We start from the raw sequence: 15,493 nt of genomic DNA, 5'->3' as shown, positions 1-15,493 counted from the left end.
GGCGGGCGGATCGGGCAGGTGGGGCACCGAGTGGACGGGGTGGCCGAAACGGACTCATCGGATTCCCCGGCCATCTGACCGAGTGGTAACTTCCGCGAGTTGATCTTGCCGGGCCCCCTCTGCGGCGACGGCGATCCCTCCTGCAAGGAAGTCACATTGCACCGCAATACCCTTTTCCGCCCTTCGGCCTTCGCCACCCGCGCCGCGGTCGGGGCGGTCCTGCTGGCCCTGAGTGCCGCCGGCCCCGCGACTGCCGCCCCGGGCAGCGGCCCCGCCCCGGCCCCCGGCGCGGCCCCGCACCTCGACTCCGTCGAGCAGATGCTCCGCCAGGTCTCGCCCGGCCTCGAGGGCACGGTGTGGGAGCGGACCTCCGGCAACGTCCTCGACGCCTCCGCCGCGGGCGGCGGCGACTGGCTGCTCCAGACGCCCGGCTGCTGGGGCGACGACAGCTGCGCCTCCCGCCCCGGCGCCGAGCGGCTCCTCGCGAAGACGACGGAGAACATCGCCCAGGCCACGCGGACGGTGGACATATCGACCCTCGCCCCGTTCCCGAACGGCGGCTTCCAGGACGCGATCGTCGCCGGCCTCAAGACCGCCGCGGCGCGCGGGAACAAGCTCAAGGTGCGCATCCTGGTCGGCGCCGCGCCCGTCTACCACGCGAACGTGGTGCCGTCGAAGTACCGCGACGAGCTCGTCGCCAAGCTCGGCCCCGACGCCGCCTCCCGGATCGACCTGAACGTCGCCTCGATGACGACGTCGAAGACGGCGTTCTCCTGGAACCACTCCAAGCTCCTCGTGGTCGACGGCGGCTCCGTCATCACCGGCGGCATCAACAGCTGGAAGGACGACTACCTGGAGACCGCGCACCCCGTCGCGGACGTCTCCCTGGCGCTGCGCGGACCGGCGGCCGGCACGGCGGGCCGCTACCTCGACGAGCTGTGGTCCTGGACGTGCCGGAACAAGAGCAACTTCGCGAGCGTCTGGTTCGCCTCCTCGAACGGCGCCGCCTGCATGCCCGCCCTGGCCGGCGAGAACCCCGCCGCCGCGCCCGGTGCGGGCGCCGGCGGCGGCCAGGCCGGCGCCGGCGGTGTCCCGGCGATCGCCGTCGGAGGCCTTGGCGTCGGCATCAAGCGCAACGACCCCGCGTCCGCCTTCCGGCCGACCCTGCCCACCGCCCCCGACACCAAGTGCGTCGTCGGCGTCCACGACAACACCAATGCCGACCGCGACTACGACACCGTCAACCCGGAGGAGAGCGCCCTGCGCACGCTCATCTCCAGCGCCGAGCGGCACATCGAGATCTCCCAGCAGGACATGAACGCGACCTGCCCGCCCCTGCCGCGCTACGACATCCGCGTCTACGATGCGCTCGCCGCGAAGATGGCCGCCGGCGTCAAGGTCCGCATCGTGGTCAGCGACCCGGAGAACCGGGGTGCCGTGGGCAGCGGCGGCTACTCCCAGATCAGGTCGCTCTCCGAGATCAGCGACGTCCTGCGCGCCCGGCTGACACTGCTGACGGGCGACCAGGCCAAGGCCAGGGCCGCGATGTGCTCCACCCTCCAGCTGGCCCCGTTCCGCAGCTCGAAGAGCCCGAAGTGGGCAGACGGCCGCCCGTACGCCCAGCACCACAAGCTGGTGGCGGTGGACGGATCGGCGTTCTACATCGGCTCGAAGAACCTCTACCCGGCGTGGCTCCAGGACTTCGGCTACATCGTGGAGAGCCCCGCGGCGGCCGGGCAGCTGAACGACGGGCTGCTCGCCCCGCAGTGGCGGTTCTCCCGTGACGCCGCCACCTTCGACCACGAGCGCGGCGTCTGCCAGGCCTGACCCGGCAGGTGCGCCGGGGCCGCCCGCCCGAGCCCGCGGGACCGGGGCGGGGCGGGCGGTCCCGCCGCTCAGCGGAAGAGCATGGAGGCGCCGCCGGCGGCCGTGGTCACCGAGCCCGGGCACAGGAAGCTGCCCGAGACCTTCGTCGCCGTAAACGCCTGGTTGACGTACTTCCGGGTGTCGCCCTCCCTGTTCCAGGTGATGCCGGCGGCCTTGTAGCGGCAGGAGATGAAGCTCTGCTTGCCGGTGATGTCGATGACGTCCGTCCGGGCCGTGCCGGCGGCGTCGTCGAAGGTGAACTGCGGGTCGTTGTTGAGGGTCGCCGTGATCCCGCCGGCGCAGCTCAGGTTGCCGCCGGGGGCGTTGATGCTGGTGCGGTCGACGGCGAGGGTGCTCGGGGGGTTGGCACTGGTGCGCGCGCCGGTCCACGTACAGGTGTTGCCGGCCACCGCGATGGACCCGTCGAGCCGCTGCTCGGCCGAGGGGCCGAGGGCGGCGGCGGGTACCGCGGTGCCGACGAGCAGTCCGGCGGCCAGGACGGTCAGGCCGGGCCAAGTCGCCATCTTCATCTGTCGCTCCTCTTCGCCACGTCCTCGTGGGGTGTGACGCGCGGCCGCGGGAGGGCCGCGCGGGCGTGCGCCCGGACGGGCGGAGGCGGTGTCCGCCGGCCGGGGGAGAGAGCCGTGCGACGTGCGAGGGGAAGGTCCCACGAAGACCTTGAAATGTCAGGTGCACGTCACGCGTGGCCCTTCTTTTGTCCGAATCCCGCCCCTCACCGCCCACCCCGGCCGCCCGCCCTCCGGATGCGGTCCGGCCTGTCCCGGCGGAGGCTGGCCCCATGCACCACGCCCCGATCCTCGTGCACCGGATCGCACCCGCCGGCGGCCGCCGCGTCTCCCTGCGCGCCGAGGGCCGGGACACCGTCCTCGGCCTCGCCCGCAGCGACGCCGACGTCATCGAGTTCCTGCGCCGGGCCGGCGTGCCCGACCCCGACGAGATGGTCCTCGGCGACTCGCCGCTCGTCGAATGGATGGTCGACGACCCGCACGCCTACGAGGCGGAACCCTCGGACACCGACATCCCCTGAGCAGCGCCCCTCCGGCCCCGCGGCCCGGCACCATGGGGAACGGCCGGCCGCCCGGGGCCCTCCCGCCGCGGCCGCGATCCGCCGACCGCGACCGCCCGCGGCGGTCCGCACTCCGAAAGGCAACGGGGCCCATGCTGAAGGACTTCGCCGACCTGTCCACCCCCCTCCTCGCCGACGCGTGCGTTCGCACCGGCGCGCCCCTGCGCGTCGCACCGCCCGGCGTCACCGCCGTCGTGCCCGGCCACCGCATCGCCGGCCCCGCCCTGCCGGTCCGCCACTACGGCAGCGTCGACGCGTTCCTGGAGGCGTACGGCAGGGCCCGCCCCGGCGACGTCCTGGTCATCGACAACGGCGGCCGCGACGACGAGGCCTGCATCGGCGACCTCGCCGTCCTGGAGGCCGGGCATGCGGGTGTCGCCGGCATCGCCGTGTGGGGGCTGCACCGCGACACCCCCGAGCTGGCCGAGATCGGCCTGCCCGTCTTCAGCTACGGCACCCACCCCGCCGGCCCGGTCCGGCTCGACGACCCCGACCCGGACGCCGCCGCAGGCGCCCGCTTCGGGCCGCACCTGGTGACCGACCGGGACGTCGTCTTCGGCGACGCCGACGGCGTCCTCTTCGCCGAGGCGCCCCGCGTCGAGGAGCTCCTGGACACCGCCCGGCGCATCATGCACACCGAACGCGAGCAGGCCCGCCTCATCCGGGCGGGCCGCAGCCTGCGCAGCCAGACCGCCTTCGAGGACTACCTGGTCCTCCGCGAGGCCGACCCCTCGTACACCTTCCGCCGCCACCTCCGAAGCCTCGGCGGTGCCATCGAGGAGTGACCTCACGGCCGCAGCGCTGGGATGCACCGCCACCGATCGAGGAGGAACGTGTGTCCGCTGCGTCGAGCTATGCGTCCGGTGCCTGCGAAGTGCCCCTGCTGGGCGACACCATCGGGGAGAAGCTGGACCGGACCGTACGCCGCTTCCCCGACCGCGACGCCCTCGTCGAGACGGCCACCGGGCGGCGCTGGACGTACGCACGCCTCGCGGCCGACGCCGACGCCCTGGCCCTCGGCCTCCTCGGCCTCGGCATCGCCAAGGGCGACCGCGTCGGCATCTGGTCCCCCAACCGCGCCGAGTGGACGCTGATCCAGTACGCCACCGCCAAGATCGGCGCGATCCTCGTCACCGTCAACCGGGCCTACCGCGCCCATGAGTTGGAGTACGTGGTCCGGCAGTCCGGGATGCGGCTGCTCGTCGCCGCCGAGCGCCTCAAAGACCTCCGACTACGCGGCGATGATCGCCGAAGTCCGGCCGAACTGCCCCGCGCTGGAGTTCACCGTCCTCCTCGACGGCCCCGACTGCGACGCCCTGCTCGCCCGCGGCCGTACCGCCGACCCCGCCGAACTGGCCCGCGCAGCAGCCGAGTTGAGCCCCGACGACCCGATCAGCATCCAGTACACCTCGGGCACGACGGGCTTCCCCAAGGGCGCGACGCTGTCACACCACAACACCCTCAACAACGGCTTCTTCACCGGCGAGCTGTGCCACTACACCGAACAGGACCGGGTCTGCATTCCCGTCCCCTTCTACCACTGTTTTGATCGGTACAGCGTGAGGGTGACCTCCTGGAGGGTGCCTCAGCGGCTCTGATCAGGTATTTCGTCCGCTTCCTCGGTCAGAAAGTTCACTTCGGGGCGACGCCGCCCGCAAAGCGGGCAGTGTACGAGCGCGTCGCTGCTTTCGCCTCCGCAGAACGCGCACCACCAGACGTCCATGAGTCCCCCCGCAGCCGATCTCGATCCCCGACGGTCGACTGTACTCTCGAACCATGGCTGAGCACCTGGAGGATCGACTCGCACAGCGCGAATACTCTGGGCTGGAGGTGATGTGATGTCGTCGCTCCAAGAGAACGTCCGCAAGCACCGACGCCGGGCAGGCATGAGCCAGGAGCAGCTTGCCGAGGCGGCAGGCTTGTCCCTGGGTGTGGTTCGCAAGGTGGAGCAGGGCGGCAACGTATCGGTCGAGACGATTCATTTACTCGCTCGCGCCCTCGGAACCACCACTTCGGAGCTGTTCGCCACCGAGGCGCCTGAACCCCTACAGCTGAGCGCGGGCGATGGCCCGCGGCTGTCGGAACTTCGCCGGGCTTTGATGCCGCCAGTCGGATTACGTGAAGCGCTTGTCGAAGTGACGACCGCGCCTGAGCTCGCCGCGATCCAGCGGAAGATCGACGACTCTCACGCCCTGTATCACGCTGACAAGTACGACAGCGTGGCCAAGAACCTCCCGGGCATTCTGAGAGACGCTGAGGCCGCGGTGAATCTGGCCGAAGACGACAACACTCGCCGGGATGCCGTCGTCGTGCGTGCGAGTGCCTCCCTACTGGCCGGCAAGTACCTGACGCAGGTGAGACGGTACGACATGGCCTACCACGCACTCTCGCAGGGCATCCGGGACGCCCGCGAGTCCGACGAGAAGCACATCGCCGCGACCGGCGTCGTTGGGATGGCCTGGCTCCTCTTGAGGCAGGACCGCTTCGACGAAGCCGAGCACCTGGCTGCCGTCACGGCGGACGAGATCGAACCGAGGATGTCCTCGGCCCAGCCGGGCGAGCTCGCACTCTGGGGTGAGTTGCTTCAGCGAGTCGCCTCCGCCGCGATCCGCAACAACCGCGGAGACGTCGCGAAGCAGGCTCGACGCATGACCAAGACAGCCGCCGGCGCCCTTGACCGCGAGCATGTGAACTTCCGGCAGCACTGGACGACTTTCGGGCCCGTCACGGCGGAAGCGAAGGCGATCGAAGACCTCTCGCTGATCGGAGACTTCCGCGGCGTGATCAGCAGGGCGGATGAGGGGCCCGTGGGGGCAAAGGCGCTGGCAAAGCTCGGCCGGCCGAGCGCAAACAACTGGGACAGGCACCGTCTCGACGTCGCGCGAGCCCATGCGAGGCTCGGATCCCACCAGGACGCCATGGAGGAGCTGTGCACGATCAAGCGGTCGTCGCCCGAGTGGCTCCGGCATCAGGCGATGGCGCGCTACATCATGACGGACATCCTGGAGAGCCGTAAGCGGACGCTGACTCAAGAGATGCGCGACATGGCCTCTCACCTGGACCTTACGGGGTAACTACCACTGACCGTGTTGCTTCCTGGCGATCAGTCAGTGAAGTACCACGGTCCGTGTGTGGATCACCATCGTCACTGCTCGTAGCTTCGTCGTCATGGCGAGCAACCCTCCAGCCGAGACCGGCTCGGGATGCCGCCAGGCGGACGATACGAGGGGTTGGCGACCATGTCGGAAGAGAGAGAACTCCTGGCTCTGGCCATGCGGATGTACGGCCGGGACGGGAGGCTGTTGGTCTCCAAGGCGGAAGACATGTTCGGCCTCGACCAGGACGCCGTCATGGTCGCGCACGACGAGGCCAGCGAGGAATCGAAAGAGAGCCTCAGGCGCAAAGTCGCGGCCGCCAACGCACGGAGTCGCGGCGAGATTCCGTAGTGGCTCGCACTGACCCCCGGAAGCCGGTCAGCGAGCTCGACGCCTTCCTGTACTGGGGAGACATCTGCGGAACGTGCGCCGGCCACGCCCGGATCTGGTGTCCCGACTGTTACGGCTTCGAAGGCTGCGCTACCTGCATGAGGCTGTTCAGGGTCCCATGTCCGGACTGCGCTGGCGGCTCGCGCTTCCCCCTCACCTCGTACCGATGAATCCGCCCTCAGGCAAGCCCGCGGGGTCGCCTCACCCGGAGGCGGCCCCTCAGACCCGAAAGAGCATTGATGACCGCAGCAAGTCTGACCACCGTCCGTCCGTGGGGCGTCAGCCGACTGGCGCCGTACCCGACCACCATCCCCCGCCCGCACGTCTCCGTCTCCGTTGACCCCGAGACGCAGCTCGCCATCTTCCTGGACCGTGGCCGGCCACATCGTCGAGATGGGCAAGCACGGCACCAACGCGGGCACCGAGACCTCCACTTCCACCAGCGCCGACGGTCAGCACGGCAACGACCAGGGCAGCGACCAGGACAGCAACCAGGACTGACGATCGTGACCGAGAAGAGGCCGGTGCTCGTGGTCACGGAGGCGGACGACATCACCGCCGACATGGTGATCACGGAACTCAACCGGCTCGACGTGCCGGTGGTCAGATTCAACCCTGCTGACTTCGGGGCAGACCTGACGGTCTCGGCTCGGTTCGGCACGTGCCCGGTCCCTGTGGCCGGGCACGTGCGCACGCCGTCCAGGACCGCCGATCTCGCTGACGTCCGCGCGGTGTACTGGCGGCGCCCCGTCTGGCCGACGTTCCCCGAGCTGGCTCCCGACGACGCCCAGTTCGCCGCAGCGCAGGTTCGCTACGGGCTCGGAGGGGCTCTGTACGCCATGGAGGGGCCCCTCTGGGTCCCAACCACCCCCTCCGGGCCGCGGCAGCCGACTACAAGCCCGCACAGCTCGCCCTGGCCCCAACGCCTTGGCCTCCAGGTACCTCCGACGCTGATCACCAACGACCCCGACGAAGCGCGCGAGTTCGTCGCGACGCACGAACGGGTGATCTACAAGACGTTGCGCTGGACGCCGTACCAGCGCGACGGCGTCCCCGTCACGGGGTGGGCCGACCTGGTCACGCCTGAGGAGATCGACGACAGTCTGCGCGCCGCACCCCACCTCTTCCAGGCCGTCGTGGACAAGGCGGCCGACCTTCGCGTCCTGGTTGTCGGCCGACAGGTCTTCGCCGTACGGATCACCTCCGACCTGCTGGACTGGCGCAAGGACTACGCGGCCCTGTCCTACGACGTGGCAGACCTTCCGGCGGAAGTCGAAGGGGCGCTCCTCGCCTGCCTGGACCATCACAGGCTGGTCTCGGGCAGCTTCGACCTCGCCGTGGATCGACGGGGTGACCTGTGGTGGCTGGAGCTGAACCCGAACGGTCAGTGGGGCTGGCTGGAGCCGCACACCGCATTACCGATGTCCGCCACGTTCGCGGCCCTGCTGGCAGGAGAGACCACGTGACCGATACAACTGCCCATCGGCAAGCCCTTGCTGAGCGACTGGTGCGAGAGGGCGCCGTCGTGACGCCCGCATGGCGGGCGGCCGTGGAGGCCGTGCCGCGCGAGCTGTTCCTGCACCCCGGGGTCTTCCTGCCGGAAGGCGGGCGATGGCGGCCCGTGTCTGCCGTCGGGACTGACCCTGCGGAGTGGGCCCGGATCGCCTACACCTACGACACCCTGACCACGCAGCTCGACGGCCGCCTCACAGCGGACCAGGTGAGCGGGCCCGTGGCCGGCCTCCCCACCTCGTCCTCGACCACCCCGGCCCTCGTGCTCAGCATGATCGAAAGCCTGGACGTCGAGGACGGGCACCAGGTCCTGGAGATCGGCACCGGTACCGGCTACTCCGCGGCCCTGATGTGTCACCGCCTCGGAGAGGACAACGTCACCACCGTCGAAGTGGACCCCGAGGTGGCGGCACGCGCCGACGCCGCCATGGAGGGTGCAGGCTTCTCCACCTGGACGGCAACCGGGGACGGCCTCCTCGGGCACCCCCGACGGGCCCGCTACGACCGCGTCATCGCCACGTGCGCAGTCCGCCGCATCCCCTACGCCTGGATCCGGCAGACCCAGCCCGGAGGGATCATCCTCGCGACGGTCGGCTCATGGGCGAACGGAGCCGGCCTGGCGAAGGTGACCGTCAACGACGACGGAACGGCCGAGGGCTCGATCGTCGGGCGCGCGTCGTTCATGCAGGCACGCTCGCAGGCCGCGGCGCCGGTGGCCGGCGACCTCTCGGCGCGCACCGCCTACGCCGACAGCGAGCGGCAGGCGAAGCTGTCACCGCTCATGCTGGAGGAGTGGATGCCCGCCTTCCTGGCTCAGGTCGCGGCGCCCGGCGCGCAGCTCGTCCGGGCCACGACGAGCGACGGGGCGCAGCTCCGCTACCTCTTCGACCCTGAGCGCGAGTCGTTCGCCGAGTTCGTCCCCGACGGAACCGGCTGGCGGGTCCGCCAGGGCGGCCCCGTCACCCTGTGGGATGACATCGAAGAGGCCCTCCTGGCATGGCAGGGCGCAGGTAGCCCGGACGTCACCGGCGTTCGGCTCCGCATCACCGACCGGTGTCACTCGTACCGGATCGGCGACTGCGCGGCGCTGCGCTGGGAGCACCGACTGGCCGCCCCCCGGTAGAAGTCGGTAGAACGAACGAAAGGCCCCCCCAGCCGTGACGGTCGAGGAGTTCCTGCACACCCACCCCGACGTGCTCGACGTCCAGGTCATCGGGGTGCCCGACGCCAAGTACGGCGAGGAGCTCATGGCCTGGGTGCGGATGCGGGACGGCGCCGAGCCGCTCACTGCGGCAGCCGTCCGCGCGTACTGCGGCGGACGGCTGGCGCACTTCAAGGTGCCGCGGTACGTCCACGTCGTGGACGAGTTCCCCATGACGGTGACGGGGAAGGTCCGCAAGGTGGAGATGCGCGAGGCGGCGGCCCGCCTCCTCGGCACCTCCATCTGGTCGCCGGCCGCTCAGGCCTCGCGCGGCGAAAGCTCGGCCATGGCGCTCCAGCCCTGGCCGGGCACCTCGACGTTGATGATCTCCGGGGTGCTCGCGATGGCCCCGGCCATCGCCTCCATGCCGGCCTTGAAGTGGTCGGAGGCCACGTGCGCGGCGCCCGCCTCGGCGTCGGCGAAGGCCTCCAGCAGCGTGTACCTGTTCGGGTCGTCGACGCTGCGCGACCAGTCGTAGAAGAGGTTGCCCGGCTCGCTGCGGGTGGCCTGGGTGAAGTCGTCGACGAGCGTGAGCCACTGGTCGCTGAACTCGGGGCGGACGTCGAACCTGACGGCGATGAAGATCATGCGGCCCAGCCTGGCAGGCGGCCGCGCCCGCCGCACGCGCGGCGGGCCGGGATTCCGGCATCGTCGGAAAACGAGGCCCGGCCGGACGCCCTGACGGGGCGCCGGGCGCCGGGCGCCGAAGGGCACGGCGGTCAGGCCGTCCCACCGCCCCCGCCACCGCCACCGCCCCTGCCACCGCCACCGCCACCGCCACCGAGCCCGGGCCCGGGCCCCGCGGCGGCCGCGGCACGTGCCGCCGTGCGGACGAGCGCGGCGCGCAGCTCCGCGGGCCGGCGGCGGTACTCCGCACTCGGCAGCGACACCGACAGCGCGTGCACCGCGCCCCCGTCCGCGGCCTCCGCCCCCACCCCGCGCGGCAGGGCCACCGCCAGGCAGGTGAACGCCGGATCCGCCTCACCCTCCGACACCGCGAACCCCTGCCCCCGCACCCGCCCCAACTCGGCCTCCAGGACATCGGCACGCGTGATCGTCGCCCCGGTCAGCCGGGCCATCCCGTGCTCGGCCAGATACCGCCGCAGCACCGGCCGCGGCAGCTCCGCCAGCAGCGCCTTGCCGTGGGCGGTGGCATGGGCGCGGGTCTCCCGGCCGGGCGTGAACGGATTGCCGGTGTCCGTGACCGGCGCCGTCGTGTCCACCACCGTGATCAGCCCGCCGCGGTACGCCGTGTAGTACGCCTCCGCACCCGTCGCCCGCCGCAGCCCCGCCAGCAGCCCGGCCATCCCCGGAGCCGGCTCCAGATCCCGCCGCAGACTCCGGTGCAGGCCCGGAATCCGGGGGCCCAGGGCGTACCCGCGGGCGGTGCGCACCAGGTAGCCGCGGGCGGTGAGCGGCGCCAGCAGGTGGTATGCCGTCGACAGCGAGCAGCCCAGCCGCCGCGCCAGCACCTTGGCGGTGACCGGCCCGGCCGCGTCCGCCACGGCGTCGAGGATGGCCAGGGCACGGTCGACGGACTGCGGACCGGGACCGGAAGACGGCATCGTGCATTCCCAGGGTGGACGGCGGAACGGCGCAGGACCGCCCTGCGCGCGTACGTACGGGCCGTCGAGCCTACGGGTCGGCGCGGGCGTTCATCGAACGTTGACCGGACGGACAGCCCGGGCGCGCACAGTCGTACGCATGAACAGCGAACGTGTCACCACGGCACCCCCGCGCAGCCTGCGGGCGGTCCCCGACCTGACCGGCCTCCGGCTCGCCCACCGGGCGATCCTCGCCGACGCGGACCGGCTCGCCGGGCTGCTCGCGGACCTCGCCGCCGGGGCACGGCCGGTGTCGCCCGAGCGGGCCGCCGCCATCGCCGCGTACCTGCGCCGCTACCACGGCGCCGTGCGCGCCCACCACCGCGGCCAGGACGACATCCTGTGGCCGCTGGTCCTGGACGCCGCGGCCGACCCCGCGGGAGCCATCGCCGACATCGTCCGCTTCGTCGACGACCACCGCGCACTGGAGGCCCTGCAGACGGCGTGCGACGCGGCCGCCGACGGCTTCGCCGCGGACCCGGCCCACGGCGCGCCCGAACTCGCGGCGCTGCTCGCCCGCCAGCGCGACCTGCTGGCCGACCACATCAAGGCGGAGGAGGAACACCTCCTCCCCGTCATCACGGCCCAGATCCCGGGGCCGGCCTTCGCGGCCGCCGAAGCGGCCATCCGCACGGCCGGCAGGGCCGCGGACCCGGACTGGGTCCGCGCCTGGCTGCTGAACCACGCGACCCCGGAGGAACTCCACCGCCTGCTGCCGGACGGCCCCGCAGCGCGGGCGGCGGTGGAGCCGCTGCTGCGGGGGTACCGGGGGGAGGCGGGGGCGGTGTTCGGGGGGTAGGGGAAGGGCGGGAGCTGGTGACTCGGGGCGGAGGCGGCGGGGGAGGGGTAAGGGCGGGAGCCGGTGACTCGGGGGTCGGGGGGCGACGGGGGGATGGGGGTGGGCGGGAGCCGGGGACTGGGGGTCGGAGGGCGTCGGCGGGATGTGGTGGCGGGAGTCGGTGACTGGGGGGCGTAGGGCGTCGGCGGGATGTGGGTGGGCGGGAGCCGGGGGGTCGGGGTCGGGTGGTGCTGGGGGTGTCCCGGCAGCCGATTGTCCTTCCGGGGCGGGTCGTCCTGTAAAGGGCGCGCCCGGTGGGCGCGTCGCTGCGCGATGGCCCTTGCGGGCCACCCTTGACAGGCCGTCCCGCCCCGGAATGCCAACAAGCTGCCGGGAAGCCCCCAGGGGAATGGCCTGGAGGGACCATGAGGCATCAGGGGCCATCAGAGAGCTTGCCCTCCCGCCCCAGAGGCCCCCTTCGGCCTTACCGGCATCAGCCGACCCGTCGGCCGGGGCCCGGCTGGCTTGACCGCAGGAAACGACGCCCAGAGCATCATCCGCAGACAGGACCGCCCCAGATCGCTACACGCCTCCGTCTTTTCGGCGTCTGGCGGCCGTCCGGGGCGGGGAGACGCGTCGGATCGCTACGTGGGCGCTGTCTGTCGGCGGCTGACCGTCGGACGCGAGGAGAGTGGAGCGGGCTGGGCCGCTTCGCGACCCACGGCGACCGGCGGTCGCCGAGAAGACAGGGACGCGCAGTGGGCTGGGGCGCTTCGCAGCCTTCGGCGGCCGTCAGCCGCCGATCTGACCGGACCGTGGAGCGATCTGGGGCGCTCCGCTGCCCAGGGCGGCGGACGGGCGCCGATCCGACCGGACCGTGGAGCGATCTGGGGCGCTCCGCTGCCCAGGGCGGCGGACGGGCGCCGAACAGGCGGGACCGTGTAGCGATCTGGGGCGGTCCTGTTTGCGGATGATGCTCTGGGCGTCGTTTCGTACGGTCAGAGCCTGCCGGGCCCCGGCCGACGGGTCGGCTGATGCCGGTGGGGTGGAAGGGGTAGCCGGGGCGGGGGAGCAAGGGCTCTGACACGCCCCTATGGCCAAGCTCCCCCAGGCCGTTCCTCCCTCTGGGGGCTTCCCGGCAGCTTGTTGTCTTTCCGGTGTGGGACGTCCTGTAAAGGGTGGCCCGCAAGGGCCATCGCGCAGCGACGCGCCCAACGGGCGCGCCCTTTACAGGGCGGCCCGCGCCGGAACGACAATGGGCTGACGGGACGCCCCCAGCACGACCCCGACCCCGAGTCGTCGGCTCCCGTCGTTCCCCCCCGCTCCGCCGTCGCCTTCCTGGCGCCGATCCTGCGGCTTCCGCGTCTGCCCGCGCCTTCCCTCCCCCGAGTCCGCGGCCACGCCACCTGCTTCCGCCGTCGCCTCTCCTTCCCGCATCAGCGGCTCCCGCCGTTCCCCGCCTCGCCCCGATTTGACGAAAGTCGATCACCCAATGCACCATTCCACTAACACATTAGTGGAATGGTGCAGGAGCAGGGATGATCGAGTTTCAGGTGGACCGGCACAGTGGTGTGGCCACGTATCTGCAGCTCGTCAACCAGGTCAAGCAGGCGCTCCGGCTCGGGGTGTTGGAGCCCGGGGACCGGCTGCCGACCGCGCGGGCCGTCGTCGAGGCGACCGCCATCAACCCGAACACCGTGCTGAAGGCCTATCGGGAACTGGAGCGCGAGGGGCTCGTCGAACCGCGCCCCGGACGGGGCACCTTCGTCACCCGCTCGCTCTCCCGACCCGAGGCCGCGGCCGACTCGCCGCTGCGCGCCGACCTCGTCGCCTGGACGGCCCGCGCCCAGGCCGCGGGGCTCGGGCGCGCCGACATCCTGGCGCTCGTCGAGGCGGCCCTCGCCGGCACGGCGCCGCCCGGTGCGGCGGTGGGCGGCACGGCCCCGGCCCATTCGGCACCGACCGACCCGGCGGACCCCGCGCCCGAGCCCTGACCAGGCACGACGCACCGCCACGAGAGGAAACACGTGAACGACCCGACCGCCCCGCCGGCGATACGGGCCCAGGGGATCCACCACTCCTTCCGGGGGAAGGAGGCCCTCGCCGACTGCGGCTTCGACGTCCCGGCCGGCCGCATCGCCGCCCTGGTCGGCCCCAACGGCGCCGGCAAGAGCACCCTGTTCCACCTGATGGCCGGCCTGCTGCGGCCCGACCGCGGGGAGATACGCGTCTTCGGCGCCGCCCCCGGCACCCGTACGGCACGCGAGCGCACGGCCTTCGTCGGCCAGGACAAGCCCCTCCACCGGGACTTCACCGTCGCCGACACCCTCGCCATGGGGCGCAGGCTGAACCGCCACTGGGACGCAGCCAAGGCCGAGCGCATCGTCCGCGACGGCGACATCCCCCCGAAGGCGCGCATAGGCAGCCTCTCCGGCGGCAAGCGCACCCGTGTCGCCCTCGCCCTCGCCTTCGGCAAGCAGGCGGACCTCCTCCTGCTCGACGAACCGCTCGCCGACCTCGACCCGCTGGTGCGGCACGAGATGACCGGCCTGCTGATGGCCGAGGCCGCGGACCGCGGCATCACCGTCGTGATCTCCTCGCACGTGCTGCCCGAGCTGGAGAACGTCTGCGACCACGTCCTGCTCCTCCGGAGCGGCCGGATCCGGCTCGCCGGCGACACCCAGGACCTGCGCGAGGCGTACACCCGTGTCACGGGCCGCGCCGACCCGGACACCCCCGACGGACTGCCCGCGGATGCCGACCGCTCGGCCGTCGTGCACGCCGCGACGACGGGGCGGCAGCTGACGGCCGTCATCCGCAACGCCCCCGGCTCGGCCCTCCCGGCCGGCGCCGACGAACGCTGGATCACCGCGACGCCCTCGCTTGAGGAACTCCTCCTCGCCCACCTGCGCCCCGCACCCGCCACCACCCCGCCCGGCCCGCAGGCGGCGCAGACGGGAGCCGCCGCATGAACGGCACCATGTGGCTCGCCTGGCGCCAGCAGCGCCTGCCGGCCCTCGCCGGCCTCGTCCTCGTCGCCGCCTGCACCGTCTGGGTCGCCGTACGGCACGCGGAACTCGCCGCCGTCGTCGGCGGCCACGACCTGACCGCCTGCAAGGGCTGGAACGGCGTCTGCCCCGTCGACGTCGAGGTCGCCGTGTTCGACCACGCTCCCGGCATCCGGGCCCTCGGCACCCTCGCCGTCCTGCTGCCCGCCGCGATCGGCATGTTCTGGGGCGCCCCGCTCATCGGCCGGGAGATCGAACGCGGCACCGTCAAGCTCGCCCTCACCCAGGGCGCCGGCGCCCGCAGCTGGTTCGCGGCCCGCTTCGGGCTCGCCGCGCTCTGCGTCACCGTCCTGTCCGCCGCGGTCGCCGCCCTCCTCGCCTGGTGGTGGGAGCCGATCGCGAACATGAAGGACGGCGTCTACTGGTTCGACCCGTACATCCTCAGCGGCACCGGCCCGGCGGCCGTCGCCGGCGCCCTGTTCGCGCTCGCCGCGGGCACCGCCATCGGCCTCCTGGTGCGCCGGACCCTGCCCGCGATGGGCCTGACCGCCGTCGCGGTCCTGGCCACCACAGCCCTCCTGACCTTCTTCCGCCGCGACTGGGTCGCCCCCGTCGACCGGATCACGCCCGGCATGACACCCAAGCGGCTCATCGGCAGCGGCTGGTCGGCCGGCTACCGCTACCTCACCCCCGACGGCGCCCAGCACCCCCTGGAGAACTGCCTGTTCTCCGGCGAGGAACTGCGGGTCTGCATGGACGAGCACGGCTACACCGGCCGCGTCCACAAGGTGTACCCCAGCTCCGACTTCTGGACCTTCCAGGCCGTCGACACAGCCGTCTACCTCGGACTCGCCGCGGCCCTCGTCGCCCTGACGGCGGTCCTGCTGCACCGCCGCCGCGGCCTAGTCTGAAACCCGCGGGGGAGGCCCCGTACGCCGGGGTCCTCCACCCA

Annotated in this window: 14 protein-coding genes and 4 pseudogenes; 15 read left to right on the top strand and 3 right to left on the bottom strand. The window is 72.3% G+C overall.

What is annotated here, in order from left to right:
• Nucleotides 1–156 precede the first annotated feature (156 nt).
• Nucleotides 157–1,827, top strand: coding sequence for a phospholipase D-like domain-containing protein (locus ACZ462_RS18370; protein ID WP_467809113.1), 1,671 nt, complete (start codon nt 157–159; stop codon nt 1,825–1,827).
• A 68-nt stretch (nt 1,828–1,895) separates the two neighbouring features.
• On the opposite strand, the gene ACZ462_RS18365 is transcribed toward ACZ462_RS18370, so the two are convergent.
• Nucleotides 1,896–2,396, bottom strand: coding sequence for a hypothetical protein (locus ACZ462_RS18365; protein ID WP_467809114.1), 501 nt, complete (start codon nt 2,394–2,396; stop codon nt 1,896–1,898).
• Between the two features lie 269 nt (nt 2,397–2,665).
• On the opposite strand from ACZ462_RS18365, the gene ACZ462_RS18360 reads away from it, so the two are divergent.
• The 10 genes and pseudogenes from ACZ462_RS18360 to ACZ462_RS18315 form a co-directional block, all read left to right on the top strand.
• Nucleotides 2,666–2,914, top strand: a complete 249-nt coding sequence (locus ACZ462_RS18360; protein ID WP_114056300.1) for a hypothetical protein — start codon at nt 2,666–2,668, stop codon at nt 2,912–2,914.
• Between the two features lie 131 nt (nt 2,915–3,045).
• The gene (locus ACZ462_RS18355) at nt 3,046–3,738 is read left to right on the top strand and encodes an RraA family protein (protein WP_467809115.1); all 693 of its coding nucleotides are present in this window, start codon (nt 3,046–3,048) and stop codon (nt 3,736–3,738) included.
• A gap of 50 nt (nt 3,739–3,788) precedes the next feature.
• Nucleotides 3,789–4,500: pseudogene (locus tag ACZ462_RS18350) on the top strand (AMP-binding protein); the annotation flags it as partial.
• A gap of 291 nt (nt 4,501–4,791) precedes the next feature.
• Nucleotides 4,792–6,027, top strand: coding sequence for a helix-turn-helix domain-containing protein (locus tag ACZ462_RS18345; RefSeq protein ID WP_467809116.1), 1,236 nt, complete (start codon nt 4,792–4,794; stop codon nt 6,025–6,027).
• 165 nt (nt 6,028–6,192) lie between these two features.
• Nucleotides 6,193–6,399 (top strand): hypothetical protein, encoded by a 207-nt coding sequence (locus ACZ462_RS18340; protein WP_467809117.1) that lies wholly within the window; start codon nt 6,193–6,195, stop codon nt 6,397–6,399.
• Between the two features lie 278 nt (nt 6,400–6,677).
• Nucleotides 6,678–6,761 (top strand): annotated as a pseudogene (locus ACZ462_RS18335) (putative ATP-grasp-modified RiPP); the annotation flags it as partial.
• A gap of 49 nt (nt 6,762–6,810) precedes the next feature.
• Nucleotides 6,811–6,939 carry a putative ATP-grasp-modified RiPP gene (locus ACZ462_RS18330; protein ID WP_467809124.1) on the top strand — a complete coding sequence of 43 codons (129 nt, stop codon included), beginning with the start codon at nt 6,811–6,813 and terminating at the stop codon, nt 6,937–6,939.
• A 5-nt stretch (nt 6,940–6,944) separates the two neighbouring features.
• Nucleotides 6,945–7,904 (top strand): annotated as a pseudogene (gene tgmB, locus ACZ462_RS18325) (ATP-grasp ribosomal peptide maturase).
• Nucleotides 7,901–9,073 carry an ATP-grasp peptide maturase system methyltransferase gene (gene tgmC / locus ACZ462_RS18320; protein WP_467809118.1) on the top strand — a complete coding sequence of 391 codons (1,173 nt, stop codon included), beginning with the start codon at nt 7,901–7,903 and terminating at the stop codon, nt 9,071–9,073. Before tgmB ends, tgmC begins: the two are co-directional and overlap by 4 nt.
• 40 nt (nt 9,074–9,113) lie before the next feature.
• Nucleotides 9,114–9,383, top strand: a pseudogene (locus ACZ462_RS18315) (AMP-binding enzyme); the annotation flags it as partial.
• Nucleotides 9,384–9,409: 26 nt separating this feature from the next.
• On the opposite strand, the gene ACZ462_RS18310 reads toward ACZ462_RS18315, so the two are convergent.
• Both ACZ462_RS18310 and ACZ462_RS18305 read right to left on the bottom strand, forming a co-directional pair.
• Nucleotides 9,410–9,739 (bottom strand): putative quinol monooxygenase, encoded by a 330-nt coding sequence (locus ACZ462_RS18310; RefSeq protein ID WP_467809119.1) that lies wholly within the window; start codon nt 9,737–9,739, stop codon nt 9,410–9,412.
• A 131-nt stretch (nt 9,740–9,870) separates the two neighbouring features.
• Nucleotides 9,871–10,716 (bottom strand): IclR family transcriptional regulator, encoded by an 846-nt coding sequence (locus ACZ462_RS18305; protein WP_467809120.1) that lies wholly within the window; start codon nt 10,714–10,716, stop codon nt 9,871–9,873.
• A 139-nt stretch (nt 10,717–10,855) separates the two neighbouring features.
• Between ACZ462_RS18305 and ACZ462_RS18300 the strand changes: the two genes are divergently transcribed.
• The 4 genes from ACZ462_RS18300 (at nt 10,856) to ACZ462_RS18285 (ending at nt 15,452) form a co-directional block, all read left to right on the top strand.
• Entirely contained in the window at nt 10,856–11,554 is a 699-nt protein-coding gene (locus ACZ462_RS18300; RefSeq protein WP_467809121.1) for a hemerythrin domain-containing protein, read from the top strand.
• A gap of 1,517 nt (nt 11,555–13,071) precedes the next feature.
• Complete coding sequence (locus ACZ462_RS18295; protein ID WP_467806567.1) at nt 13,072–13,527, top strand: GntR family transcriptional regulator; 456 nt, start codon at nt 13,072–13,074, stop codon at nt 13,525–13,527.
• Between the two features lie 33 nt (nt 13,528–13,560).
• Nucleotides 13,561–14,505, top strand: a complete 945-nt coding sequence (locus tag ACZ462_RS18290) for an ABC transporter ATP-binding protein (RefSeq protein WP_467806566.1) — start codon at nt 13,561–13,563, stop codon at nt 14,503–14,505.
• Nucleotides 14,502–15,452 carry a transporter gene (locus ACZ462_RS18285; RefSeq protein ID WP_467806565.1) on the top strand — a complete coding sequence of 317 codons (951 nt, stop codon included), beginning with the start codon at nt 14,502–14,504 and terminating at the stop codon, nt 15,450–15,452. The genes ACZ462_RS18290 and ACZ462_RS18285 overlap by 4 nt, the downstream gene beginning before the upstream one ends.
• Nucleotides 15,453–15,493: the final 41 nt, after the last annotated feature.

The organism is Streptomyces sp. NPDC031121, assembly GCF_055570615.1.
The sequence above is the reverse complement of the archived record's forward strand: the minus strand, read 5'-3'. Positions and strand labels throughout refer to the sequence as shown.

Coding starts and splice junctions, on each gene's coding strand:
- ACZ462_RS18295 (WP_467806567.1), top strand. CDS start 13,072: ATGATCGAGTTTCAGGTGGACCGGCACAGTGGTGTGGCCACGTATCTG.
- ACZ462_RS18305 (WP_467809120.1), bottom strand. CDS start 10,716: ATGCCGTCTTCCGGTCCCGGTCCGCAGTCCGTCGACCGTGCCCTGGCC.
- ACZ462_RS18300 (WP_467809121.1), top strand. CDS start 10,856: ATGAACAGCGAACGTGTCACCACGGCACCCCCGCGCAGCCTGCGGGCG.
- ACZ462_RS18355 (WP_467809115.1), top strand. CDS start 3,046: ATGCTGAAGGACTTCGCCGACCTGTCCACCCCCCTCCTCGCCGACGCG.
- ACZ462_RS18340 (WP_467809117.1), top strand. CDS start 6,193: ATGTCGGAAGAGAGAGAACTCCTGGCTCTGGCCATGCGGATGTACGGC.
- ACZ462_RS18365 (WP_467809114.1), bottom strand. CDS start 2,396: ATGAAGATGGCGACTTGGCCCGGCCTGACCGTCCTGGCCGCCGGACTG.
- ACZ462_RS18360 (WP_114056300.1), top strand. CDS start 2,666: ATGCACCACGCCCCGATCCTCGTGCACCGGATCGCACCCGCCGGCGGC.
- ACZ462_RS18285 (WP_467806565.1), top strand. CDS start 14,502: ATGAACGGCACCATGTGGCTCGCCTGGCGCCAGCAGCGCCTGCCGGCC.
- ACZ462_RS18345 (WP_467809116.1), top strand. CDS start 4,792: ATGTCGTCGCTCCAAGAGAACGTCCGCAAGCACCGACGCCGGGCAGGC.
- ACZ462_RS18310 (WP_467809119.1), bottom strand. CDS start 9,739: ATGATCTTCATCGCCGTCAGGTTCGACGTCCGCCCCGAGTTCAGCGAC.